We start from the raw sequence: 25,186 nt of genomic DNA, 5'->3' as shown, positions 1-25,186 counted from the left end.
CAACGCACCCATCGCGCCGCAAGGTCCGCGCGAAGGGCTGGCGCGGGGCAGGGGGAGCGCCTAGCTAGGGCGCATGACCAAGGAGGATGCGATGGCCCCCGCCGATCTGACGCTCGACGAACTGCGCGAGGGGCTTGCCCCGCTGGTCGCGGCCAATGCGGCGTTCGATGGCTGGTCCGATGCGGCGGTGCGCGCGGCGGCGGAGACGTTCGGGGCCGATCCCGATGTCGCGCGCCTCGCCTTCGCTGGCGGCGCGGTCGACATGATCGATGCGTGGTTCGCCGAGATCGACCGGCGGATGATCGATGCGGTGCCCGCCGACGCGCTCGCCGCCATGAAGATCCGCCAGCGCATCACCGTGCTGGTCGAGGCGCGTCTGGCGGCGGTGGCGGGCGAGCGCGAGGCGTTGCGCCGCGCGCTCGCGATCCTCGCCATGCCGCAGAACGTCGCGCGCGCGGCGCGGCTCGGGTGGCGGACGATGGACCTGATCTGGCGCCTCGCCGGCGATACCGCGACCGATTACAACCATTATACCAAGCGGGCGATGCTTGGCGCGGTCTATGCCGCCACCGTCACCGTGTTCCTCGACGACGAGAGCGGCGGCCATGCCGACACCCGCGCCTTCCTCGCCCGGCGGATCGACGGCATCATGCGTTTCGAGAAGCTCAAGCACCAGTTCCTCTCGTCGCGCGACCCCGAACGCAGCCTCAGCCTGTCGCGCTTCATCGGTCGCCTGCGCTATCCGGCGGTATAGGCCGCTTCGTTCGATGTGCGTGAAGAAGGCTGGTTCGCGCGGAGACGCGGAGGGGTTCCGGGCGAGGGCGGGTTGACGCCCTTGGCGTCGGAAGCTGTCTCTATCGGGATCGAATTTCGGGAATGGCCGGGTCTGGTCGAAAACGGATGTTCGCGGGTTCTTCAGCCCGCGTCGACAAGTCGTTCGCACGGCCGCTTTCCAACGACCCGCACTCTCGTATGGATATGGCTTGTGACATAGCCCCACTGCATCCGCGCACCGTTGATGCACCGGACCTCGATCGTGCCTTCGATCTGAGGAATACCGTAGAAGTAGCCACTCCAAAGTTGACGCAGCCTTTGCTCGACCCCGCTACTGTTGGTGACAAACTGAGCGTTAGCTGCCGTTCCCACAAACGGGCGTTCGGGCGACTTGCCGGCTTTGCCCAGTCGCAGCCGATCAGCATCGGGAAGCGCTGCCGCCAACCGCAAGCGCGCGCCTTCCGCGCCTTCGCGTGAATCAGGAATCCGACGCGATCCCCCGTGCCAGCAGGGTCGCCACCGCATCCGCCACCGCTTCTGGGGAGCGATCCTCGTCCCATACCCCGTAGCGCAGGCCCAGGAACACGTTCATTCCCATGATCGCCCACGCATGGACCTCGGACACGTCTGCGCGTACTTCGCCGCGCTGTGCCGCCGCCTGTAGCCGCGCCAGAATCCGCTCCGCCGTCGTCGCATAATGGCGGCGGAAGCTGGCCGGGTCGACGAATTCGGCCTCGTCGATGATCCGGTACAGTTCCTTGTGCGCCCGCACGAAGCGGATGAACTCGAACAACCCGGCGCGCTCGGCCGCGATCTGCCCGTCAGCGTCGCGGATCGCGGGGGCGACATGGTCGCGCACCTGCGCCGACATGTCGGCCACCAGCGCGCGGAACACCGCGTCCTTCGAATCGAAATAGGTGTAGAAACTGCCCAGCGCCACGCCCGCCCGCCGGGTGATGCCGCTGACCGACCCGTCGTGAAACCCCTTCTCGCCGAACTCTGTCGCTGCCGCGTCGAGGATCGCGCGCTGCGTGCGCCGCCCGCGCTCGGTACGCGGCGTCTTGTCGGGCGTGTGCGCCTCGCTCGCCATTTTCGGCCTCTCCATCCGGTTGAAGTTGAAACCCGGTTCGACTTTCAGTATAGCGCTTCGCAACAACGTACAACCCGAACCAACGGGTGGCGTCCAAAAGGGAGAGGTTGATGCGCCGCACGTTCGCAATCCGCACCGTCATGCTGCTCGGCAGCGCCATGGCCATGCCGGCCCTCGCACAGGAAACCCCGCGCGAACCCCCGGCCGAGGCGCAGTCGATCACGCAGGATCAGGGCGACGGCGACATCGTCGTCACCGCGCGCCGCCGCGCCGAAAGCGTGATCGACGTGCCGATCGCCATGTCGGTCGTGACCGGCGATCAACTCACCCGCACCGGCGCGGTCGACATCACCGCGCTGCAGGACAAGACGCCGAACCTGACGCTCCAGATCGCGCGTGGCTCCAACTCCACGCTGATCGCCTTCAGCCGCGGCGTCGGGCAGCAGGACCCGCTGTGGGGCTTCGAACCCGGCGTCGGGCTGTACCTCGACGATGTGTACGTCGCCCGCCCGCAGGGCGCGGTACTCGACATTTTCGACGTCGAGCGGGTCGAGGTGCTGCGCGGGCCGCAGGGCACGCTCTACGGCCGCAACACCATCGGCGGCGCGATCAAATATGTGACGAAGCGGCTGGGCAACGACTATGCGGCCACCGCCCGCGCCTCCTATGGCTCGTACAACCAGTTCGACCTTGTCGGACAAGTCACGGTGCCGCTCACCGACAGCCTCGCGATCGGCGGCGCGGTCGCGCGCTACAAGCGCGACGGCTATGGCACCAACCTGACCACCGGGGCGGATCAATATGACAAGGACGTGCTGGCCGCGCGCGTCTCGGCCGAATGGACGCCCAGCGACAGCGTGTTCGTGCGACTGGCGGGCGACCGGACGCTCGACCGGTCGAACCCGCGCCACGGCACCCGCCTGCTCGGCAACGGCACCGACGCGCGCTATGCGCCGACCGCCAGCGTCTACGACACCCGCGCCGGGGTGGGCGATCGCAACCGGGTGGTGGCGCAGGGCTTGTCGCTGACCGGCGAGTTCGGCCTGTCCGACACGCTCACTTTCAAATCGATCAGCGCGTACCGCGAAGGCGCCACCAACACCGTCATCGATTTCGACAATACCGCGCTCCCCACGCTCGACGTGCCGGCCGAGTACGACGACTGGCAGTTCACGCAGGAGCTGCAACTGTTGCTGCAGGGCGACCGGTTGCAGGGCGTATTCGGCCTGTTCTACCTCAACGCCGAAGCATCGGGCGCGTTCGACACCGTGCTGGGCGGGCTGAACCTCACCACCCTGACCGCCGGCGAGGTCAAGACCAGGAGCTATGCCGCGTTCGGCGACCTGAGCTACGACCTGACCGACAAGCTGCGGATTTCCGCCGGCCTGCGCTATACCAAGGACGACAAGACCGGCACGGTGTTCCGCCGCAACTATACCGGCATCCGCTCGACCCGGTTCGGCAATGCCGCCGCCGTGCCGGGGCTGATCCGCACCGATTACACCAACAACCGCAGCTTCGACCAGTTCACCCCGCGCGTCTCGATCGCCTATGAACCGCGCCCCGACCTTAACCTTTATGCGTCATGGGGCAAGGGGTTCAAATCGGGCGGTTTCGACATGCGCGGCGACGCGGTGTTCACCCCGACGACGGTGAACGGCTATGATCCCGAAAAGATCAGCAGCACCGAAATCGGCATGAAGGGCGCGTTCCTGAACCGCACGCTGTTCCTGAACCTCGCCGGCTATTATTCGCGCTACACCGACCAGCAGGTGACGATCCAGGTTCCCAATGTCGCCGGCGGCATCGCCAGCTTCGTCGACAATGCCGGCAAGGCCGACATCTACGGCCTCGAGATCGAAGGCCGCATGGTCCCGTCGCGCCATTTCTCGGCGCAGGTGTCGTTCGGTTACACCAACGCCGATTACAAGGAATTCCTGACGTTCGTCGGCGGCGGCACCACCCCCGTAGACGTCGCCAACAGCCGCGTGTTCCAGAACACGCCTGAGTTCACCGCCGCCGCCTCGTTCACCGCCTCGACCGACGTCGCTGGCGGCACGCTGTCGATCACCCCCGAAGTAACGTTGCGCAGCGATTATTCGCTGTTCGAAATCCCGACCCCGGCGCTGGATCAGGACGGCTATGCGCTGGTCAACGCCGCCGCGAACTGGATTTCGGAGGGCGGCCGCTACCGTCTTGGCGTGGCGCTGCGCAACCTGACCGATCAGCGCTATCGGGTGGGGGGCTATAATTTCCCCGGCGCGCTCTTCGGCAATTCGGTGATCGGCTATTACGGCCCGCCGCGCACCGCCACCGCCACGTTCGAGGTGCGGTTCTAGGGTCGATCGACATTCAGCCAGACGGCGGCGCTTGGCGCCTCCCCTCCCTGACAAGGGAGGGGCCGGGGGTGGGTCGGCCCACGAGGAAACAGAAGCGTTCCACAACCGGCCGACCCACCCCCAACCCCTCCCTTCCAGGGAGGGGAGCAGGTCGGGACGGCATTTCGTCGAAGGTCGATCCAGCCAAAACCACGACGTCTGTCGTTCCCGCGCAACCGGGAATGACGGAAACCCGGCACTGCCTGTAGAGGGCCATCATGAAGAACCCCCGTCTCACCCTCGCCATGCTGCTGCTGGTGTACAGCTTCAACTTCCTCGACCGGCAGATCTTGTCGATCCTCGCCCAGCCGGTGCAGCGCGACCTCGACCTTGACGATTCGCAGATGGGGATGCTCGGCGGCCTCGCCTTTGCCGCGCTCTATTCGACGCTGGCGATTCCCCTGGCGCTGATCGCCGATCGCACCAGCCGAAGCTGGGTCATCACCATCAGCTTGGCGGTATGGAGCGCGTTCACCGCGCTGTGCGGCATCGCGCAGAATTTTACCCAGATGTTCCTGTTCCGCCTCGGCGTCGGGGTGGGGGAGGCGGGCGGCGTCGCCCCGTCCTATGCGCTGATCGCCGATAGCTTTCCGCCCGAACGCCGCGCCCGCGCGCTCGCCGTCTATTCGCTCGGCATTCCGCTGGGCGCGGCGGGCGGCGTGCTGCTCGGCGGCTATATCGCGCAGGCGGTGGAATGGCGCACCGCCTTCTTCACCGTGGGGCTCGCCGGGCTCGTCATCGCGCCGTTCTTCCGCTGGCTGGTGAAGGACGTTCCGCGCGGACCGGTGGCCGCCGACCGCGTTCCCGTCGGCCGGGTGTTCGGCATCCTCGCCGCCAAGCCGGGGTTCTGGCTGCTGGCGTTCGGCGCGGCGGCGGGGTCGATGTGCGGCTATGGCGTGGCGTTCTGGCTGCCCAGCCTGATGATGCGCAGCTTCGGCCTGTCGCTGGTGCAGACCGGCCAGTTCTTCGGCGCGCTGCTGCTGACCGGCGGGGTGGCGGGCATCCTGCTCGGCGGCGCGCTCGGCGACCGGCTCGGCGCGCGGAACAAGCGCTGGTACGCGCTGCTGCCCGCCGCCTGTTACGTGCTCGGCACGCCGCTGTTCATCGCCGGCGTGCTGTCGGGCGGATGGGCGGCGGCGTTCGCGCTGTTCCTGCTGCCGCAGGCGCTGGTCTATGTCTGGCTGGGGCCAGTATTGACGGCGGTGCAGCACCTCGTCCCCGCGCATATGCGCGCGACCGCCTCGGCGTGCTTCCTGCTCGTCAACAACCTGATCGGGCTGGGGCTGGGAAGTTGGGTCGTCGGCGAACTGTCGAAAAGCCTCGCACCCACCTACGGCACCGAATCCTTGCGCTACGCGATCGCGGCGGCGCTGTGCCTGTATCTCGTTGCCGGCGCATTGATGGCGCTCGCCAGCCGGCGGCTGGAGCGCGACTGGGTGGCCTGAGTTTCGGGCTCACCCCAAGGGCGTGAACCAGCCTGCCTCGGGCCTTCCCGCCGCTCGCGTGAGCCTCAACGCTCCCGCGTGGCCGCGAACGTCACCTTGGAATATCGATCGGCGATATAGCCGACCTCCCACGCGCTCTTCGCCAGAAACACCGGGTTGCCGTCACGATCCTTGGCCATCGCCGATCGGTGCAGATCGGTGAACGCCTTAAGGTCGACCGGATCGCCCGCCGACACCCAGCGCGCGGTTTCGAACGGGGCCATTTCCAGCCCCGCCGCGACCTTGTATTCGGCATCCAGCCGCGACAGCAGCACGTCCAACTGCAACTGCCCGACCACGCCGATGATCCAGTTCGATCCGATGTCGGGATAGAAAACCTGCGTCACCCCTTCCTCGGCCATGTCGTCGAGCGCTTTCCGCAACTGTTTGGTCTTGGTCGGGTCCTTCAGCACGACGCGCCGCAGGATTTCGGGCGCGAAATTGGGCAGCCCGGTGAAGCGCACATCGGCCCGTTCGGACAGCGTGTCGCCGACCCTGAGCGTCCCGTGGTTGGGAATGCCGATGATGTCGCCCGGAAACGCCTCGTCGGCCAGTTCGCGTTCGCGCGCGAAGAACAGGATCGGCGAATGGATCGCGATCGGCTTGCCGTGGCCGGTCGGGGTCAGCTTCATGCCGCGCCGGAACGTTCCCGAACACAGCCGCATGAACGCGATACGATCGCGGTGGTTGGGGTCCATGTTCGCCTGCACCTTGAACACGAACCCCGTCACCTGCGCATCGCCCGGCGCGACGGGGGCGGGCTCGGCCGGCTGCGGCCTTGGCGGCGGGGCGTGGGCGGCGATCGCGTCGATCAGCGAATCGACGCCGAATTCCTTCAACGCCGATCCGAAATACACCGGCGTCAGGTCGCCCGCGCGATAGGAATCGCCGTCGAACGCGGCATAGCCCGCCATCGCCAGCTCGGCTTCCTCGCGCAGCCGTTCGGCCCCTTCGGCCGACAGCACGCTGTCGATGCGGGGATCGTCGAGGCCGGCGAACTGCTCGACCTTGCCCTGAAAATCCTTGGTTCCCGCTTCGGGCTGGAGCAGCCGGTTGTCGACGAGGTCATAGATCCCCTCGAACTGTCCGCCCATGCCCGCCGGCCACGTCATCGGGCACACGTCGAGTTGCAGCATCTCCGCCACCTCGTCGAGCAGCGCGAACGGATCGCGCCCTTCGCGATCGACCTTGTTGACGAAGGTGATAATCGGCACGTTGCGCAGGCGACAGACCTCGAACAGCTTGCGCGTCTGCGGCTCGATGCCCTTGGCGGCGTCGATCACCATCACTGCCGAATCGACGGCGGTCAGCGTGCGATACGTGTCCTCGCTGAAATCCTCATGGCCCGGCGTGTCGAGCAGGTTGAAGGTCAGCCCGTTCCGTTCGAACGTCATCACCGACGACGTGACCGAAATGCCGCGCTGCTGCTCGATCTTCATCCAGTCGGAGCGCGCGCGCCGCGCCGCGCCGCGCGCCTTGACCTCGCCGGCCAGATGGATCGCGCCGCCGAACAGCAGCAGCTTTTCGGTGAGCGTGGTCTTGCCCGCGTCGGGGTGCGAAATGATCGCGAAGGTGCGGCGATCGGCAAACTGAGTCATGGCCGCGCTCTACGGCGCGCGCGGGGGAACCGCAACGGGTGGGACGTTCGTGTATTGTTTTCACGTGAAGGCGCGAAGGCGCGAAGTAAGAAGGAGGTTTGTCGCGCAGAGGCGCGGAGAGGTTGCGGATGCGTCGGTCGTCATCGATCCGGCGAAGCCGCTCGTTCGCTGCGGCCCGAAATGGAGCGCCGCTATCGCGGCAGTCGGCACCTCTCCGCGCCTCTGCGCCTCTGCGCGAAATCGATCTGTTCTACTTCGCGTGCTTCGCGCCTTCGCGTGAAAATCAATCGACCAATGTCACCGCCATTGCCACGGCATGAGTCTCTCCGGGAGCGACCCGCCGAATCCCCGGCTTGTCGAAAATATCGCCATCGAACCCTTCGGGGTCGGCGATTCCGTCCCACGGCTCGATGCAGACGAAGTGCGCACCCGGCTTCGTCCAGATTCCCAATCGCGGCATCCCCGGAAAATCGACCCGCAACTGCCGTCCGCCCTCGGTCCCATAGGATACCGACTTGCTGGCAACCGGGTCCCAGACCAGCGCATCGTCCGTGAACAGCGCATCGCGCAGATGCAGCACCTGCCCCTCCAGCGGCGAAGGCCGGGGCGTGGCCGCAATCGTCCCGTCGGCGGTGATTTCGGCGATCGTGTCACTTTCGGCGTCGGAAAACACCATCCGATGCGTTTCCTTGGCCCCGCCATAGGGCAGCGGCCATGCGAACGCCGGATGAAAGCCGATGCTCGCCGGCAGGTCGTGCTCCCCCGAATTGGTCACGCTTACCAAGGTCTTGAGCGTCGCACCTTCCAGCGAATGTTCCACGTGGAGCACGAATGCGAATGGATACTGGCTCAGCGTTTCGGCATCGTCCGCCAAGGCGAAGGTCGCCGACACCCCCTCGTCCTGCGCAACCTTCGCAAACGTCCGCCGCCGCGCGAAGCCATGCTGCGGCATGACGTAGCTCGTGTCGCCCAGTCGATAGCGATCACCGTGCAACCGCCCGACGATCGGGAACAGGATCGGCGCATGTCCGGTCCAATACGCCGGGTTGGCGTCGGTCATCAGCTCGCGCCCTTGGGCATCCTTGAGCGACAACAGTTCCGCGCCCAGCTCGGCGATCGTCGCGGTCAGGATGCCGTTCGACAGGATGGTGGTCATGCGCGCAGACTCGCGCCGATCTTCGCCGCCGCCGCGACGACCTTGTCCGACACCGCCTTCAGTTCGGCATCGGTGAAGCTCTTGGCACCGGGCTGCAACGTCACCTCGATGGCAAGGCTCTTGTGGCCAGCCTCGACCCCGGCACCGACGAACACGTCGAACAGCCGCGCATCGACGATCGCCGCCTTGTCCGCGCCGCGCACCGCGCGCACCAACTGGTCGCCGCTGACGCCATCGCCGACGAGGAACGCGAAGTCGCGCGTCACCGCCTGCAACGCTGGCGGCGCATAGGCCGGCCGCATGAAGCCGCTGCCCCGCTTCGCCGGCAGCGCGTCGAGATACAGTTCGGCCGCGACCGTGCCCTGCGGCAGATCGAACGTCTTCGCCAGTAGCGGATGCAGCACGCCGAATGCGGCCAGCACGGTCTTGGGGCCGAGCCGGAGCGTCGCCGACTGCCCCGGATGGAACACCTCGCCGCTCGCTTCCATCACCTGAAGATTGCCGACCGGTGCGCCTGCCGCTTCGAGCAGCGCCAGCAATTCGCCCTTGGCATCGAACGCATCGAAGCCCTGCGCTTTGCCGCCCCGCCAGCCGCGTGGGCTACGCTCGCCCGCCAGCACGATGCCCAGCGTCGCCCGCTCACCCTCGGCCAGATAGCGCCGCCCGATCTCGAACAGCCGCACGCTCGACTGCCCACGCTTCAGGTTGCGCGCGGCGGCACTGAGCAGTCCGGGCAGCAGCGACGGCCGCATGACCGCCAGATCGCTGGCGATCGGGTTCACGACCTCCCACGCGCCACCGCCGAACGGTGCGGCTGCGTCGTCGGCGATGAAGCTCCACGTGATCGCCTCGGCCAGCCCGCGTGCCGCCGCTGCGCGGCGCATCCGCCGCTCCAGCTTCTGTTCGGCCGTCGCGGTCGGCCGCGCGACGCCCGCCACGCGATCGAGCGGGGTCGAGGGCACCTTGTCCAACCCCTCGATCCGGATCACTTCCTCGACCAGATCGGCCACGCCGTCGACGTCGCGCCGCCACGACGGCACGGTCACGCGCCAGTCGTCGCCGACCGTGAAGCCCAGCCGTTCGAGGATGGCACGCTGCCGCTCCGGCGCGACGTCCAGCCCGCCGAGCGACGCGACCCGCGCCGGATCATGGACGATCGTCCGTGCGCTGAGCGGCGGTTCGCCCGCCCGTGTCACGCTGCTTGCAGTCCCGCCGCACAGCCGCAGCACATAATCGGTGGCGATCGCCAGCCCGTCGCCGAGGAACGCCGGATCGACGCCGCGTTCGAACCGCGTCCGCGCATCGCTGGTCAGCGTAAGCCGCTGTCCGGTGCGGGCGATGGCTTCGGGGGTGAAATACGCGCATTCGATCAGCACGTCGGTGGTGTCGCCCGACACCCCCGAATGCTCGCCGCCCATGATCCCGCCGATGTCGTGGACCGCGCTCGCATCGGCGATCACCGTCTCGCCGCCGGCCAGCGTATATGCCTTGCCGTTGAGCGCCACCACGCTCTCGCCGGCCACCGCCCTGCGCGCCACGAGGCCGCCGTCCAGCTTGGCCATGTCGTACACGTGGAGCGGCCGCCCCAGATCGAACATCACGTAATTGGTGATGTCGACCAGCGTCGAGATCGGCTTCTGCCCGATCGCGGTCAGCCGGCGGCGCATCCAGTCGGGGGATTCGCCATTGGTCAGCCCGCGCACCGCCTGTCCATGGAATGCCGGGCAACCCTCGGCATCCTCGATGCGGATGTCGGGGCCGGGGCCCTCGCCCGCCACCTGCGGCACCGTGAGCGGCTTGAGCGTGCCATAGCCCGCCGCCGCCAGATCGCGCGCGATGCCGCGCACGCCCATGCAGTCCTGCCGGTTGGGCGTGACGCTGACGTCGATCACCGGATCGTCCAGCCCGGCATAGGCGGGGAAGGGGGTGCCGACCGGTGCATCCTGCGGCAGTTCGATGATCCCGTCGTGATCCTCGCCCAGCTCCAGCTCGCGGGTCGAACACATCATGCCGTTCGATTCGACCCCGCGGATCGCCGCGACCTTCAGTACCATGCCATTGGCCGGCACGGTGGCGCCGGGCATGCCGAACACCCCGACCAGCCCCGCGCGCGCATTGGGCGCGCCACATACCACCTGCATCGGGCCGTCACCGGCATCGACCGACAGCACCTGCAACTTGTCCGCCTGCGGATGGCGCTCGGCGCTCAGCACCCGCGCGACGCGGAACGCGGCGAGCCTCTCGCCCGGATTTTCGACGCCCTCGACCTCCAGCCCGATGCGGGTCAGGCCATCCAGGATCGTGTCGATCCCGGCATCGGTGTCGAGGTGCTCGCGGAGCCAGCCAAGGGTGAACTTCATGCGCCTACTCCCCCCGACAGCGTGGGCACGTCGAGGCTGTTGAATCCATAATGTCTGAGCCAGCGCAGATCGCCGTCGAAGAACGGGCGCAGGTCGTCCATGCCATATTTCAGCATCGCTAGCCGATCGACCCCGGTGCCGAAAGCGAAGCCCTGCCACTCGTCCGGGTCGAGCCCGCAGGCCGCGATCACCTTCGGATGGACCATGCCGCTGCCGAGCACCTCCATCCAGCCGCCATTGCCCTTCGCCGGATCACCGCCGACGACGCGACGGCCCTTCTCCAACGTATAGCCGACATCGACTTCGGCCGACGGTTCGGTGAACGGGAAATAGCTCGGCCGCAGGCGCAGGACGATGTCGTCGCGCTCGAAATAGGCTTTGAGGAAGGTCTCCAGCGTCCATTTGAGATGCCCCATATGGATGCCGCGATCGATCACTAGTCCTTCGATCTGGTGGAACATCGGTGTGTGGGTCGCATCGGAGTCGCTGCGATAGACCCGGCCCGGCGCGATGATGCGGATCGGGGGTTGCTGGGCCATCATCGTGCGGATTTGCACCGGGGAGGTGTGGGTGCGCAGGACGTAGCGTTCGGGGGCGCCGGTGGCGGAGCCACCGTCGTCGGACGGCGCTTGGGCGCCGCCGGCCGCGCTTGCGGTTTCCTCGCCCTGCGGGCTTCGGCGCTGCGCGTAAAACGTATCATGCATCGCCCGCGCCGGATGCGTCTCCGGGATGTTGAGCGCGGTGAAATTATGCCAGTCGTCCTCGATCTCGGGACCGGTCGCGACCGCGAAGCCCAGATCGGCGAAGATTTCGGCCAGCTCGTCCATGACTTGGCTCACCGGATGCACCGCCCCCAAGGCCGGACGATCGACCGGCAGCGTCAGGTCGACCCGCTCCGACGCCAGCTTCGCCGCCAGCGCCCGCGCCTCCAGATCGGCCTTGCGTACGGCGATGGCATCGCTCACCGCTTCGCGCAGGGCATGGATACGTGGTGCGACGCTCTGCCGCTCGTCGGGCGACAGGCCGCCCAGCGTCTTGAGCAGTCCCGTCACCGCCCCCTGTTTGCCCAGCGCATGGACACGCACCGCGTCGAGCGCATCGAGCCCGGCGGAGGCATCGATGGCGGCGAGCAGATCGGCGCGCAATTGGTCGAGATCGGGGGTCACGGTGGCTCCGGTGGTAACGCAGATATTCCCCGCTTTATTGCGGGATGGGCGGGAAGCCTAGCCCCGTGGCGAGGTCGTGCCAGTGGGGGTTGGTTTGCTCGATCAGATTCTGCTTCCAGTCGCGGTTCCACTTCTTGACCCGCTTCTCGCGCTGGATGGCGGTTTCTATCGTTTCGTGGCGTTCGAACCAGACGAGGCGGGTGCAGTCATGGTGGGCGGTGAAGCCGGGGAGGGTGCCGCTGCGATGCTGGTGGACGCGCTGGATCAGGTTGCTGGTGACGCCGGTATAGATCGTCCCGTTGCGCCGGCTGGCGATGATGTAGACGCAGGGTTCGAAGATGCGCGTCACGCCAGCCCCATCGTCGTTCCCGCGAAGGCGGGAACCCATATGCGCTGACGTGGATAACGGAGCCGAAGCGTCAGCGTCTATGGATTCCCGCCTTCGCGGGAATGACGAAGCAAATAGCGCATTGCGATAGTCTTTTGCCAGCGTCGCGTATTCATGGATTCCGGCCTTCGCCGGGATGACGAAAGTATGCCCGCAACCGGACAACAAAAAACGCCGGCGGGTTGCCCCACCGGCGTTCCATGTCCCGACAGGAACCGCCAGCGCGTTATGCGGCGACGGCGGCCTGTTCCGGCAGGGCGGCCTTCGCCTGCGCGACGATCGCCTTGAAGGCGGCTTCCTCGTGCATCGCGATGTCGGCCAGGACCTTCCGGTCGAGTTCGATGCCGGCCAGCTTGCAGCCGTGCATGAACTGCGAATAGGTGATGCCTTCCGCGCGGACACCGGCGTTGATGCGCTGGATCCACAGACCACGGAAGGTCCGCTTCTTCACCTTACGGTCGCGATAGGCGTACTGGCCGGCCTTTTCGACGGCCTGGCGCGCGATGCGGATCGTGTTCTTGCGACGGCCATAATAGCCCTTCGCCTGATCCAAAATCCGCTTGTGCTTCGCCTTGGTGGTCGTGCCGCGCTTGATGCGTGCCATTGGTCAGTACTCCTTAACGAAGGCCGTAGGGCGCCCACGCCTTAACACGCGCGGTGTCGGCGTCGGCCAGGACCGAAGTCCCGCGATTCTGGCGGATGTACTTCGCGTTGTGCGAGATCAGGCGGTGGCGCTTGCCGGCGACACCGTGCTTGATCTTGCCGGTGGCAGTGAGCTTGAAGCGCTTTTTCACGCCGCTCTTGGTCTTGAGCTTGGGCATTTTGGTCTCCTTGAAAATCACGACGTGCGGATTGCCGCGGCAGCCCCAGATGGCCGGGCGAATCCCTTCGGGGTCGTGGAAAGAGCGCGCTCCTAACCGGGCGCGCGCCAAAAGGCAACCGCCGGAACTCGTTACGCCGCCGAACGGTTGAGCGCGCATGGCCGAAGTTCCCCAGACGATCGGCTCCGCCGACATGCCCCGCCCCCGCCGCGACTGGCGACGGATCGTCGTGCGGGTCCTGCTCGGCATCGTCGCGGCGGTCTTTCTGGCATGGCTGGTGCTGTTCATCACCAAGGGCCGGTTTCTGAAAGGCACGTTCGAGCGGATCGCCTCTGCGCAGAGCGGCCGGACGATCCGGGTGGCGGGCGATTTCCAGTTCTATTTCGCGCCGATCGACCTGAAGTTTCTGGCGGAAGGCTTGAGCGTCTCCAACCCCGCATGGGCCGGCGGCGGCAACACGTTCGAGGCGCGCAAGCTCGACAGTTCGGTCGCGACGCTGACGTTCCTGTTCGGGCGGCGGCGGGTCAACTGGCTGGAGCTCGACGGCGCGCGTGCCGACCTCCACTGGGACGCGCGGCGGCAGCGCAACACCTGGACGTTCGGCGATCCGAACGCGAAGGGCAAGAAGCTCGAACTGCCGGTGGTGCGTGCCGGCACGTTCCGCGACACGCGCATCCGCTACCGCGATCCGCAGTTCGTGCTCGACGGCAATTTCCTGCTCGATACCGTCACGTCGAGCGACACCCGCTTCGATTCGGCGATCCGCGCGCGGGGACAGGGAATGGTGCGTGGCCGTCCGTTCCGCCTGACCGGGCAGTTGCAGTCGCCCAACGCGACGATCCGCGGCGGCGAGAACCAGTTGACCGCGCGGATCGAGGTCGCCCGATCGGTGGCGATCCTCGCCGGAACGCTACCCGGACCGACCCAGCTCGACGGATCGAACCTCGCGGTGCGGCTGCGCGGGCGCAATCTGGCCGATGTGTTCGCGGTGCTGGGGATCGTCACGCCCGACACGCGCACCTATCGCCTGACCGGGCGCATGACCAAGGACGGGCCCGACTGGAAATTCACCCGGTTACGCGGCGTGTTCGGCGACAGCGATCTGGCGGGCAGCCTGACCGTGACCCAGCGCGAACCGCGCCTGCTGCTGACTGCTGATTTGACGACGCGGACGCTCGACATCGTCGATGTGTCAGCCTTCGTCGGCTACGACCTCGAACGGGTCGAGGCGCAGGGGGCGGCAGGCGTCATCACCCGCGAAGGCGGTGCCCCCCGGCTGCTCCCCGATGCCCGGCTGAACGTCGAGGCGCTGAAGAATTTCGACGCGAAAGTCCGCTACAAGGTCGGCACGCTGCGCGCCCGTAGCCTGCCGATCTCGAACGCCGATCTGACGCTCGACCTGGAAGACCGGCTGCTCAAGCTGTCACCGCTCACCTTCGCGATGGCGCGCGGCAATGTCGCGTCTGACATCGTGATCGACGCGCGCAAGCGCCCGTCCGTTACCGATTACGACATTCGTCTGTCGCCGACCCCGATGGGGCGGCTGCTCGCCGGATGGGGGGTCGAGGAGGCGGGAACGACCGGCACGGTCAAGGCGCGGGTGAAGCTGACCGGGGTCGGCGATACGGTCCATGATTCGCTTGCCACTTCGAACGGGCGGATCGCGGTCATCCTGCCGGCGGGCAGCTTCTGGACGCGCAACGTGCAATTGTCCGAACTGGACCTCGGCACCTTTGCCCAGAAGATGTTCGAGGGGCGGTTGAAGGAGCCGGTGCGGATCAACTGCGGGCTGATCGGCTTCACTGTGCGAGCGGGGGTGGCGGCGGCCGACCCGATCCTGATCGATACCCAGAAGAACGTGATGATCGGGCGCGGCGGGTTCAGCTTCCGCAACGAGACGATCGACTTGGCGTTCCGGGCCGATTCCAAACGCTTCTCGCTGTTGGCGGGACAGTCGCCGGTCGGCATCGGCGGCTATTTTGCTTCTCCCTCCTATTCGGTCGTCAGCCCCGAATTGCTCGGCCGGGCCGGGGCGGCGCTGGGGCTGGCAGTGGTGGCGACGCCGCTGGCGGGGGTGCTGGCGTTCGTCGATCCGGGCGATGCGAAGGCGACGGCATGCGGGCCGGTACTGGCGGGCGCCACCGCACGGGCCCAGCGTACGACCGGTGGCGAGGCGCGCGACGACGTGGGGCGGGGGACCACCGCCAAGGCGGAAAACGGCCGGTCGAACCGGGGCGAGCGCAAGGAGCAGCGCAAGAAGTTTCTTGGCATCTTCTGACGGTCGGAAGGAGGTTGGTTCACGCGAGGGCGTGGAGACGCGAAGGGGTTCCGCTTGTGGCCGGGGTATTGCCCGGCTTCATCGGGGTTAGGATGATTTTTTTCGCGCAGAGGCGCAGAGGCGCGGAGAGGAATCGTTTGCCGCGATAGCGGCCTTCCATCTCGGTCGGCGGTAGGAAAGAGGCTTCGCCGGACGAACCACCATCGCCTCACCCGGAACCTCTCTGCGCCTCTGCGCCTCTGCGCGAAAAAATCCTTCTGCTTCTTCTCCGCGTCTCCGCGCCTTCGCGTGAACCAACCTGTTTCCTGCTGCAGCGTGACCACAGCCCTCACAAAATTCCCGGAAACGCCCCACCATCGATCAGCAGGCTCTGCCCGGTGATGAACCCCGCCTGCGCCGAACACAGGAACGCGCAGGCCGCGCCGAATTCCGCCGGATCGCCGATCCGCTTCGCCGGGATCGTCTCCGCCCGATTCGCCTTTTCCTCGGCCGGCGTCGTGCCGTTTTTCGCCGCCGCCGCCTCGCTCATCGATGCGATGCGGGCGGTGTCGAACGATCCGGGGAGCAGCGCATTGATCGTCACGTTCGCGCCTGCCACCTGACGCGCGATTCCCGCGACGAACCCGGTCAGCCCGGCCCGCGCGCCGCTCGACAGGTCGAGTCCGGGAAGCGGCATCTTGACCGATCCCGAAGTGATGTTGACCACCCGGCCAAAGCCACGCTCGACCATGCCGGGCAGCACCGCCTGCAACAACAGCGCGGGAGTCACGAAATTCGCTTCCAGCCCGGCACGGATGCCATCGGCCTCCAGCTCGGTATAGGGCCGGACCGGCGGTCCGCCGTTGTTGTTGACGAGGATGTCGGGGGCGGGGCAGGCGGCGAGCAGCGCCGCGCGGCCGGCCTCGGTCGAAAGATCGGCGACGACTTCGGTCACGGTCACGCCGGTCTCGGCCCGGATCTCCGCCGCCGTCGCAGCCAGTTTCGCCGCATTGCGCCCGTTGACCACGACATGCACGCCCGCGCGCGCCAGTTCCAGCGCGCACGCCCGGCCGAGTCCGGCACTGGAGGCGCAGACGATCGCGGTCCGGCCGGCAATTCCAAGGTCCATGGGCTGCGTCCTTATTTCTTGAGCCGCCATCCGGTGCGGAAGATCATGGTGATGACCGCGACGCACAGGCACAGGAAGCCGAGTGTCGCGCCAAGGCTGGCGGCGACCGATACGTCGCCGGTCCCGAAAAAGGTCCAGCGGAACCCGCTGATGAGATAGACGACCGGATTGAACAGGCTGATCGTCCGCCATACGCCGGGCAGCATGTCGATCGAATAAAATGCCCCGCCGAGGAAGGTGAGCGGCGTCACCACCAGCAGCGGGATCACCTGCAACTGTTCGAACCCCTTGGCCCATAGCCCGAGGATGAATCCGAACAGGCAGAAGGTCACGGCGACGAGGAGGAGATAGGCGAAGGCCCACAGGGGATGCGCCAGCGTCACGTCGACGAACAGATGCGCGGTGGCGAAGATCACCAGCGCGACGATCACCGACTTGGTCGCCGCCGCGCCGACATAGCCGACCAGCGTCTCCAGTGTGGAGACCGGCGCCGAGAGCAGTTCGTAGATCGTCCCCGACCATTTCGGCATGAAGATCCCGAAGCTGGCGTTGAAGATGCTCTCGGTCAGCATGGTCAGCATCATCAGCCCCGGCACGATGAACGCGCCATAGGGGACACCGGACACCTCGTTCATCCGGCTGCCGATCGCGGTGCCGAACACCACGAAATAGAGGGAGGTGGTGATGACCGGGGTCAGCAGCGAGGTCCAGATGGTGCGCCCGAACCGTGCCAGTTCGAAGCGATAGATGGCGAGCACGCCGTGCCAGTTGAACGTCATGCCCGGCCCTCCTGTTCATGGACCAGCCCGACGAAAATATCCTCGAGGCTCGACTGTTTCGTCGCGATGTCCTTCCACGCGACACCCGCCTCGTCGACGGCGCGCAGCAGCGCGCGGACGCCATTGTCCTCGGCGGTGGCATCGAACGAGAAGGTCAGCACATGCCCCCCGTCGGTCAGCGTCAGCGGCCAGTGCGACAGCGTGTCGGGCACCCTCTCGATCGGGTCGGCAAGCGTCAGCGTCAGCGTCTTCTTGCCCAGCTTGCGCATCAGCGCGGACTTTTCTTCGACGAGGATCAGCTTGCCCCGAGCGATCACGCCGACGCGGTCGGCCATCTCCTCGGCCTCCTCGATATAATGCGTCGTCAGGATGATGGTGACGCCACGTTCCCGCAGGTCGTGGACCAGCCGCCACATGTCGCGGCGCAGTTCCACATCGACCCCGGCGGTCGGCTCGTCGAGGAACAGGATGTCGGGCTCGTGGCTGAGCGCCTTGGCGATCATCACCCGGCGTTTCATGCCGCCCGACAATTCGGTCATCTTCGCATTGCGCTTGTCCCACAGCGTCAGGTCGCGCAGCAGCTTCTCGATGAATGCCGGATCGCCGTGCCGCCCGAACAACCGGCGCGAGAAGGTAACGGTGGCCATCACCGTCTCGAACGCATCGGTCAGCAGTTCCTGCGGTACCAGCCCGATCCGGGTGCGCGTCTCGCGATAGTCGCGCACCGTGTCGAACCCGGCGGCGGTGATCGTGCCCTCGCTGGCGGTCACGATGCCGCAGATGATGCTGATGAGCGTCGTCTTGCCCGCGCCATTGGGGCCGAGCAGCGCGAAGATCTCCCCCTTGGCGATGTCGAGGTCGATCGGCGACAGCGCGACCGTGCCCGACGCATAGGTCTTGGCGACGCCACGGATCGAAAGAATGGGGTCCATGGGCGGCTTGTCCCATGATTCGATTACCGGGGAAAGGCGTTTAGCCCCGACTCCTACCCCAGCACGTCGGTCAGCAATCGCCGCCAGTTGCCGCCCATCACCATGTCGACCTCGCGCGCGGCAAAGCCAGCCTTTCCCAGCGCATCGGCGATCCGCTGCATCCGGTCGATCCGGTTGAGCGCCGGGATGACGACATGCGCCGGCGTCCAGTCGAAGCCGGGGATACGTTCGGCGCGCATCGCCCGCCACCAGTCGAGATATTCGCCGATGCCGCGCGCATTGTCGTTGTTCAGTTTGAGCAGGTTCGCCTGACCACCCATCGGAAAGTCGTTGGCGACGCCGACCGCGCCGATCCCGCCGACCTTCGCGACGTGGCGGACCTGCGTGACATAGTCGGCGACGGTCGGCACCGCGCGGCGGGTGAGCCAGAAGCTCATCATGAACACGCCCATCACCCCGCCTCGATCGGCGATGGCGCGAATCACGCTGTCGGGCGCGCAGCGTGGATGGTCGACGATCGCGCGCGCCGCGCCATGGCTGAGCGCGATCGGCGTGGTCGAGGCGCGCGCCGCCTCCAGCATCGTCGCGTCCGACCCGTGGCTGACGTCGGGCAGGATGCGCAGCCGGTTCATCTCGGCCAGCCCCGCCCGGCCGAGCGGGGTGAGGCCGCTCTGCACTCGCTGCAACGCGCCACCGGCAAAGGCGTTGTCGTTGTGATGGGTGAATTGCAGGACGCGCAGCCCCTTCGCATGAAACCGCGCGATCTGGGTCAGGTCGTCGCCGACCGTCTCGGTCGACTGGAATTGCAGGAAGATGGCGCACCCCGGCCGCGTGCCGATGTCGCTCCCTTTCAGCGCGACATAGGCGTGCGGCGAATCGGCCAGCCGCGCCACCGCCTTGTCGAGCGCGGCGTCGTTGACGCGGAAGCCGCGCAGATAGCGCGGTGTCCCCGCCGCATCGCGGATTTCCTCCACTTCCGACACATCGGCGATCATCGCGCCAAGCCCGGCGCGGGTGATGTCGGCCAGATCGTCGGGCAGGAAGCTGAGCGAATCGACGAACGGCCCCGCCTTCGCGGGCGCGCCGAGCAGTGGTGTCGCACTCGCGGCACCAAGGCCGGCGAGCGTGGCGCGCCGCGTCCAGCCGGTCATGCCCCGGTTTTCGCCTTGCGCGCCTCGGCCACCGCCGCCTGTAGCCCCTGCAACGTCTGCGCGCCGCCGAGCACCTGATCGCCGACCACCCATGACGGCGTGCCGGTGAAGCCCAGCAGCGACGCGGTCTTGAGGTTGCGCTCGATCTCGCCGCTCACCTGCGTGCCGTTCGCGGTCGCGCGCGCCGCGCTCTGGTCGAGTCCGGCGACTTGCGCCGCGCGCGCGATCGATGCGGCGTCGACCCGCCCGGCGGCGTAGAGCGCGTCGTGGAACGGCTTGAACCTGCCCTGCGTCGCGGCGGCCAGCGCCATCTGCGCCGCGCTGCGACTGTCGGGCGACAGGATCGGCAGTTCGCGATAGACGATACGCACGTTCGGATCGCTGGCGATCAGCCCGGTGATCGCCGGCAGGCTGGCGCGGCAGAAGCCGCAGGCATAGTCGAGATAGGCGACGACGCTGACGTCGCCGTTGGGGTTGCCGGCGATCGCGCCGGGAAACGGCTCGACGATCGCTGCGCGATTGGCCGCCACCGTCTTGCCCGCTTCCTTCGCCTGCAACCGGCGCATGGCTTCGGGTAGGATTTCCGGGTTGGCGAGGATATAGTCGCGGACCACTGTCTCGGTCACGGCACGGCCGGCCGTTCCCCGCTGTGCAAGGATCGCGCCGCCCGCCCCGGCCAGGCCTGCGACGAGGATCATGACGCCCTGTCCGATCGCGCCGCGCATCAACGGCCGCTCCGGCGGCGGTTGCGGCGTTCTTCCTCCGCGGCGGTCTGCGACGTCATCTGAATGTCCTGTGCCCGAACCCAATCCGACGACCCTTGTGGCAACAGCGCCAGCGCGCGGCTGGCGCTTGCCAGCGCCATGCCGTTGTCGCCCGACAGCGACGCATATTCGGCCATCGCCAGCGCCACCCGCGCCGGATCGCCGCGCCGTTCGTAGAGGATCGATAGCTGATACCATGCCAGCGGGTTCTGGCCGTCGCGCGCGATCGCCTGTTTCAACACCCGTTCGGCTTCTGGCAGGAGTGCGGGGTCCTCGGTCGCGATCAGCGCATGGCCGAAGGTCGCGGCGATCAGCGGCGACGACCGGGTCCGCTCGGTCGCCTCGCGCAGCGCCGCCAGCGCATCCCTGGGCTTGCCCGATTCGAGCAGGATCTGCCCTTCGAGTTCGAGGAAATAGGGATCGTCGGGCTGGGCCTTCACCAGCGCCAGCGTCTCGGCCGCCGCCTGCTCGGGGTAGCCCGATTTGTGATAGGCATAGGCGCGGGCGTAATGCGCCATCACGCTCTGGTCGCTGGCGGGATAACGACGCAACGTGTCCTTGGGATCGCTGACATAACCGCGCAGCTTGGCCTGCACCCGCTTGAAGCGCAGTTCGAGCGCCGGATCGGTCGCCTTGCGGAACGATGGCGAGGCGGTGACGTCGCCGGTCAGGTTGGCGATGCGCTCGCCGGTCAGCGGGTGGGTGCGCTGGTAGCTGTTGTCCTGCGGGATCGCGAGGCGATATTCCATGTTCTGGAGCTTCTTGAAGAAGTCCAGCATCCCTTGGCCCGACACGTCGGCATTGCGCAGGAAGCGGCTGCCGGCGGCGTCGGCCGCGCTTTCCTGCGTCCGGCTGAACGAGAGGTAGCTGCCCATCGCCGCCTGTTGCCCGGCGGCGAGGATGCCCGCGCCGGCTTCGCCCGCGCCCGCCGCCATCGCCGCGACGCCGAGCAGCAGGCTGACGATGGTGATGCCGGTCGCCGGGGCCATGCCGCGTCCGGCGAGCGGTACGTGCCCACCGACGATATGGCCGATCTCGTGCGCAATGACGCCCTGCACCTCGTTGGCGTCGTCGGCGGCGTCGATCAGGCCTGAATGAAGATACACCGTCTGCCCACCGGCGACGAAGGCGTTGATCGACTTGTCCTGCAACAGCACGACGTTGAAGTTGCGCGGATCGAGCCCGGCGGTGACCGCGATCGGGCGCGCCATGTCGTTCAGCAGCGCCTCCGTCTCGGCATCGCGCAGCATCGACTGCGCGGCGGCGGGTTGCGCGAACAGGAGGAGAGCGGCTCCGAGGCCACCGAGCAGGCGCGTCATGGCTTCCTTATCGGCGGGTGCTCCCGGCCGGTCAACGGATACGCGCCGCCGATGCGCCCGGACGGCTGAACGTGTCGTTAAGCGTGCAGCGCCACGGGTTCGGTCGCGCCGAACAGCTTCATGCCCATCGGCGGAGCGCTGCGATCGCCGGCGCGGGCGCGCACGGCGAACTCGACGATCTGGCCGACCGAATCATATCCGCACGGCTTGGACACGACGCCCAGCGTCCCCTCCACGCCGCCTTCGAGCAGGCGCGGATTGGCGGTCAGGAAAATGACGGTGGTGCCATAGGTACAGCCCAGCATCCGCCCGATCTGCGGACCGGTCAGCCCGTCGCGCAGGTTGCAATCGACCAGCGCGACATCGGGGCGCATCTGTGCCAGTTGCGCCGCCTTGGGCATGTCGGCGGCGATGCCGACCGGACGATAGCCAAGTTCTTCCAGCGACGCTTCCAGATCGGTCGCGACCAGCATCTCGTCTTCGACGATCAGGACGGTAGGCATCGTCATGGTGCGCAATCCAGTTGATCCAGATTAGCCGCAACGCAGCAAGGCTACTACCGGTTCCACTATGCCAACCATCCTTTTGCACCATCACGCACGATCCAATCGCGGCTTGCGGGCTCCGCGCAACATCGTTAGGGGCCTCGGCGGGCCACGCTGTCCCAACGCAGCGCGTGCTCTCTGTGAGGAGAGACTGACATGACCGACCTGCCGCCGAAACCGGCCACGACCCCCGCGCGTCCCTATTTCTCGTCCGGCCCCTGCGCCAAGCCGCCCGGCTGGTCGGCCGAGCGACTGAACCCGGCGAGCCTCGGGCGCTCGCACCGTTCCAAGATCGGCAAGCAGCGGCTGCAATATTGCATCGACCTGATGCGCGAGTTGCTCGACCTGCCCGACACCCACCGTATCGGCATCGTCCCCGGATCGGACACCGGCGCGTTCGAAATGGCGATGTGGACGATGCTGGGCGCACGCCCCGTCACCGCGCTCGCGTGGGAAAGCTTCGGCGAGGGCTGGGTCACGGACGCGGTCAAGCAGTTGAAGATCGACCCCACCGTCGTGCGCGCCGAGTATGGCCAGTTGCCCGACCTGTCGGCGATCGACTGGACCAGCGACGTGCTGTTCACCTGGAACGGCACCACCAGCGGCGTGCGCGTTCCCAACGCCGATTTCATTCCCGCCGATCGCGAGGGCCTGTCGTTCGCCGACGCGACCTCGGGCGTGTTCGCCTATGACATCGACTGGGCCAAGATCGACGTCGCGACCTTCTCGTGGCAGAAGGTGCTGGGCGGCGAGGGCGCGCATGGCGTGCTGATCCTCGGCCCGCGCGCGGTCGAACGGCTCGAAACCCATACCCCGGCATGGCCGCTGCCCAAGGTCTTCCGGCTGGTGTCGAAGGGCAAGCTGACCGAAGGCGTGTTCAAGGGCGAGACGATCAACACCCCGTCGATGCTGGCGGTCGAGGATGCGATCTTCAGCCTCGAATGGGCCAAGTCGCTCGGTACGGGTGGCCTGATCGCGCGCAGCGATGCCAATGCCGCGGCGCTCGACCGGATCGTCGAGGACCGCGACTGGCTGGGCCATCTCGCCGCCGATCCGGCGACGCGGTCGAAGACCAGCGTCTGCCTGACCGTCGAGGGTGCCGACGAGGCACTCATCAAGAAGATGGCGTCGCTGCTCGAAGCTGAAGGCGCGGCGTATGACGTCGCGGGATACCGCGATGCGCCGGCCGGCCTGCGCATCTGGTGCGGCGCGACCGTCGACACCGCAGATGTCGAGGCGCTCGGACCGTGGCTCGACTGGGCCTACGCAACCGCAAAGGCGGCTTAAAAGCCCTCTCCCCTTCAGGGGAGAGGGTTGGGAGAGGGGCTGTCACGCACCCTCTTCGCCGGCTCCCCGCATTGCCCTCTCCCCGGCCCTCTCCCCCTGAAGGGGAGAGGGAGAAGGAATTTGACATGCCCAAAGTTCTGATTTCCGACAAGATGGACCCGAAAGCCGCCCAGATTTTCCGCGAACGCGGGGTCGAGGTGGACGAGATCACCGGCAAGACGCCCGAAGAGCTCAAAGCGATCATCGGCAACTATGATGGCCTCGCCATCCGCAGCTCGACCAGGGTGACGAAGGACATCTTGTCCGCCGCGACCAACCTGAAGGTCGTCGGCCGCGCCGGCATCGGCGTCGACAACGTCGACATTCCCGCCGCCTCGGCCGCCGGTGTCGTCGTGATGAACACGCCGTTCGGCAACTCGATCACCACCGCCGAACACGCCATCGCGCTGATGTTCGCGCTTGCGCGCCAGTTGCCCGAGGCCGATGCCTCGACCCAGGCGGGCAAGTGGGAGAAGAACCGCTTCATGGGGGTCGAGCTGACCGCCAAGACGCTGGGGCTGATCGGTGCCGGCAACATCGGTTCGATCGTCGCCGACCGCGCGCAGGGCCTCAAAATGAAGGTCATCGCCTTCGATCCGTTCCTGTCGCCGGAACGCGCGATGGAAATCGGCGTCGAGAAGGTCGAACTGGACCAGTTGCTGGCGCGTGCCGATTTCATCACGCTGCACACGCCGCTGACCGACCAGACCCGGGGCATCCTGTCGGCCGAGAATCTCGCCAAGACCAAGAAGGGCGTGCGGATCATCAATTGCGCACGCGGCGGGCTGATCGACGAGGCGGCGCTCAAGGCAGCGCTCGATTCGGGCCAGGTCGGCGGGGCGGCGCTCGACGTGTTCCAGACCGAGCCGGCCAAGGATTCGCCGTTGTTCAACACGCCGAACTTCATCTCGACCCCGCATCTGGGCGCGTCGACCAGCGAGGCGCAGGTCAATGTCGCGATCCAGGTCGCCGAGCAGATGGCCGATTACCTCGTGTCGGGCGGCGTCACCAACGCGCTCAACATGCCCTCGCTGTCGGCCGAGGAAGCGCCGCGGTTGAAGCCGTACATGGCGCTGGCCGAAAAGCTGGGTAGCCTCGTGGGCCAGCTCACTACCGGCGCGATCGCGCGCGTGTCAGTGCATAGCGAAGGCGCCGCCGCCGAGCTGAACCAGAAGCCGGTCGTCGGCGCGGTGCTCGCCGGGTTCCTCCGCGTCCAGTCGGACACGGTGAACATGGTCAACGCCCCGTTCCTTGCGAAAGAGCGCGGGATCGAGGTGCGCGAGGTCCGCAACGATCGCGAGGGCGATTACCACACGCTGGTCCGGGTCAGCCTCAAGACCGAGGCCGGCGAACGCTCGGTCGCGGGCACGTTATTCGGCAACGCCCAGCCGCGCCTCGTTGAGCTGTTCGGCATCAAGGTCGAGGCCGATCTGGCGGGCCACATGTTGTATGTGGTCAACGAGGACGCGCCGGGCTTCATCGGCCGCATCGGCACCGCGCTGGGTGAGGCGGGCGTCAACATCGGCACCTTCCACCTCGGCCGCCGCGAAGCGGGTGGCGAGGCGATCGTGCTGCTGTCGCTCGACGATGCGGTGACGCCCGAGCTGATCGCGAAGGTCCGCGCGCTGCCCGGCGTCAAGACGGCGATGCCGCTGGCGTTCTGATCCAGCCGGAACGAATGCGACGGGCCGTCGGAGCGATCCGGCGGCCCGTTTGCGTCGGGGACAAGCAACGCTTGCTTCCCCGCTCGCCCCACACCGGCTAGGGGA

Annotated in this window: 21 protein-coding genes; 6 read left to right on the top strand and 15 right to left on the bottom strand. The window is 67.1% G+C overall.

The window, feature by feature from the left end; translation table 11 throughout:
* Nucleotides 1-73: 73 nt before the first annotated feature.
* A complete protein-coding gene (locus ASG37_RS14930) occupies nt 74-754 on the top strand; it encodes a COQ9 family protein (protein ID WP_235515104.1) in 681 nt (226 codons plus the stop codon).
* Between the two features lie 498 nt (nt 755-1,252).
* Here the strand turns inward: ASG37_RS14930 and ASG37_RS14925 are convergent, their stop codons facing one another.
* Entirely contained in the window at nt 1,253-1,879 is a 627-nt protein-coding gene (locus tag ASG37_RS14925; protein WP_156349227.1) for a TetR/AcrR family transcriptional regulator, read from the bottom strand.
* Between the two features lie 95 nt (nt 1,880-1,974).
* On the opposite strand from ASG37_RS14925, the gene ASG37_RS14920 reads away from it, so the two are divergent.
* Nucleotides 1,975-4,203 carry a TonB-dependent receptor gene (locus ASG37_RS14920; protein ID WP_055762027.1) on the top strand — a complete coding sequence of 743 codons (2,229 nt, stop codon included), beginning with the start codon at nt 1,975-1,977 and terminating at the stop codon, nt 4,201-4,203.
* Nucleotides 4,204-4,460: 257 nt separating this feature from the next.
* The gene (locus ASG37_RS14915) at nt 4,461-5,687 is read left to right on the top strand and encodes a spinster family MFS transporter (protein ID WP_055762024.1); all 1,227 of its coding nucleotides are present in this window, start codon (nt 4,461-4,463) and stop codon (nt 5,685-5,687) included.
* A 65-nt stretch (nt 5,688-5,752) separates the two neighbouring features.
* Here the strand turns inward: ASG37_RS14915 and ASG37_RS14910 are convergent, their stop codons facing one another.
* From ASG37_RS14910 to rpmI, 7 genes are all read right to left on the bottom strand, one after another.
* On the bottom strand, nt 5,753-7,324 hold the full coding sequence (locus ASG37_RS14910; protein WP_055762021.1) for a peptide chain release factor 3: 1,572 nt from the start codon (nt 7,322-7,324) through the stop codon (nt 5,753-5,755).
* A 283-nt stretch (nt 7,325-7,607) separates the two neighbouring features.
* A complete protein-coding gene (locus ASG37_RS14905) occupies nt 7,608-8,480 on the bottom strand; it encodes an aldose 1-epimerase family protein (protein ID WP_055762018.1) in 873 nt (290 codons plus the stop codon).
* Nucleotides 8,477-10,840, bottom strand: coding sequence for a phenylalanine--tRNA ligase subunit beta (pheT, locus tag ASG37_RS14900; protein ID WP_055762016.1), 2,364 nt, complete (start codon nt 10,838-10,840; stop codon nt 8,477-8,479). The genes ASG37_RS14905 and pheT overlap by 4 nt, the downstream gene beginning before the upstream one ends.
* Nucleotides 10,837-12,006 (bottom strand): phenylalanine--tRNA ligase subunit alpha, encoded by a 1,170-nt coding sequence (gene pheS / locus ASG37_RS14895; protein ID WP_055762014.1) that lies wholly within the window; start codon nt 12,004-12,006, stop codon nt 10,837-10,839. Before pheS ends, pheT begins: the two co-directional genes overlap by 4 nt.
* Nucleotides 12,007-12,040: 34 nt before the next feature.
* On the bottom strand, nt 12,041-12,355 hold the full coding sequence (locus ASG37_RS14890; protein WP_156349226.1) for a GIY-YIG nuclease family protein: 315 nt from the start codon (nt 12,353-12,355) through the stop codon (nt 12,041-12,043).
* 265 nt (nt 12,356-12,620) lie between these two features.
* Nucleotides 12,621-12,998: a 50S ribosomal protein L20 gene (gene rplT / locus ASG37_RS14885; protein ID WP_055762009.1), complete on the bottom strand. Its 378-nt coding sequence runs from the start codon at nt 12,996-12,998 to the stop codon at nt 12,621-12,623.
* Between the two features lie 13 nt (nt 12,999-13,011).
* Entirely contained in the window at nt 13,012-13,215 is a 204-nt protein-coding gene (rpmI, locus tag ASG37_RS14880) for a 50S ribosomal protein L35 (protein WP_055757212.1), read from the bottom strand.
* 157 nt (nt 13,216-13,372) lie between these two features.
* On the opposite strand from rpmI, the gene ASG37_RS14875 reads away from it, so the two are divergent.
* A complete protein-coding gene (locus ASG37_RS14875; RefSeq protein WP_055762006.1) occupies nt 13,373-15,493 on the top strand; it encodes an AsmA family protein in 2,121 nt (706 codons plus the stop codon).
* 328 nt (nt 15,494-15,821) lie between these two features.
* Here the strand turns inward: ASG37_RS14875 and ASG37_RS14870 are convergent, their stop codons facing one another.
* From ASG37_RS14870 to ASG37_RS14840, 7 genes are all read right to left on the bottom strand, one after another.
* On the bottom strand, nt 15,822-16,601 hold the full coding sequence (locus ASG37_RS14870; protein WP_055762003.1) for an SDR family oxidoreductase: 780 nt from the start codon (nt 16,599-16,601) through the stop codon (nt 15,822-15,824).
* A gap of 11 nt (nt 16,602-16,612) precedes the next feature.
* The gene (locus ASG37_RS14865; RefSeq protein WP_055762001.1) at nt 16,613-17,380 is read right to left on the bottom strand and encodes an ABC transporter permease; all 768 of its coding nucleotides are present in this window, start codon (nt 17,378-17,380) and stop codon (nt 16,613-16,615) included.
* The gene (locus ASG37_RS14860) at nt 17,377-18,312 is read right to left on the bottom strand and encodes an ABC transporter ATP-binding protein (protein ID WP_055761998.1); all 936 of its coding nucleotides are present in this window, start codon (nt 18,310-18,312) and stop codon (nt 17,377-17,379) included. Before ASG37_RS14860 ends, ASG37_RS14865 begins: the two co-directional genes overlap by 4 nt.
* 53 nt (nt 18,313-18,365) lie before the next feature.
* Nucleotides 18,366-19,463 carry a membrane dipeptidase gene (locus tag ASG37_RS14855; protein WP_055761996.1) on the bottom strand — a complete coding sequence of 366 codons (1,098 nt, stop codon included), beginning with the start codon at nt 19,461-19,463 and terminating at the stop codon, nt 18,366-18,368.
* Complete coding sequence (locus ASG37_RS14850) at nt 19,460-20,188, bottom strand: DsbA family protein (RefSeq protein ID WP_055761992.1); 729 nt, start codon at nt 20,186-20,188, stop codon at nt 19,460-19,462. The genes ASG37_RS14855 and ASG37_RS14850 overlap by 4 nt, the downstream gene beginning before the upstream one ends.
* A complete protein-coding gene (locus ASG37_RS14845) occupies nt 20,188-21,546 on the bottom strand; it encodes a M48 family metalloprotease (protein WP_055761989.1) in 1,359 nt (452 codons plus the stop codon). Before ASG37_RS14845 ends, ASG37_RS14850 begins: the two co-directional genes overlap by 1 nt.
* 77 nt (nt 21,547-21,623) lie before the next feature.
* A complete protein-coding gene (locus ASG37_RS14840) occupies nt 21,624-22,055 on the bottom strand; it encodes a response regulator (RefSeq protein WP_055761986.1) in 432 nt (143 codons plus the stop codon).
* A 192-nt stretch (nt 22,056-22,247) separates the two neighbouring features.
* Here ASG37_RS14840 and ASG37_RS14835 point away from each other — a divergent pair, with 192 nt between their 5' ends.
* Both ASG37_RS14835 and serA read left to right on the top strand, forming a co-directional pair.
* A complete protein-coding gene (locus tag ASG37_RS14835; protein ID WP_055761983.1) occupies nt 22,248-23,378 on the top strand; it encodes a phosphoserine transaminase in 1,131 nt (376 codons plus the stop codon).
* Nucleotides 23,379-23,503: 125 nt separating this feature from the next.
* Nucleotides 23,504-25,081, top strand: a complete 1,578-nt coding sequence (gene serA / locus ASG37_RS14830; RefSeq protein WP_055761980.1) for a phosphoglycerate dehydrogenase — start codon at nt 23,504-23,506, stop codon at nt 25,079-25,081.
* Nucleotides 25,082-25,186 lie beyond the last annotated feature (105 nt).

The sequence above is a fragment of the Sphingomonas sp. Leaf407 genome (assembly GCF_001425385.1).
Lineage (GTDB): Bacteria > Pseudomonadota > Alphaproteobacteria > Sphingomonadales > Sphingomonadaceae > Sphingomonas.
Note: the sequence above shows the minus strand (reverse complement) of the source record. Positions and strands in the feature narration are given on the sequence as shown.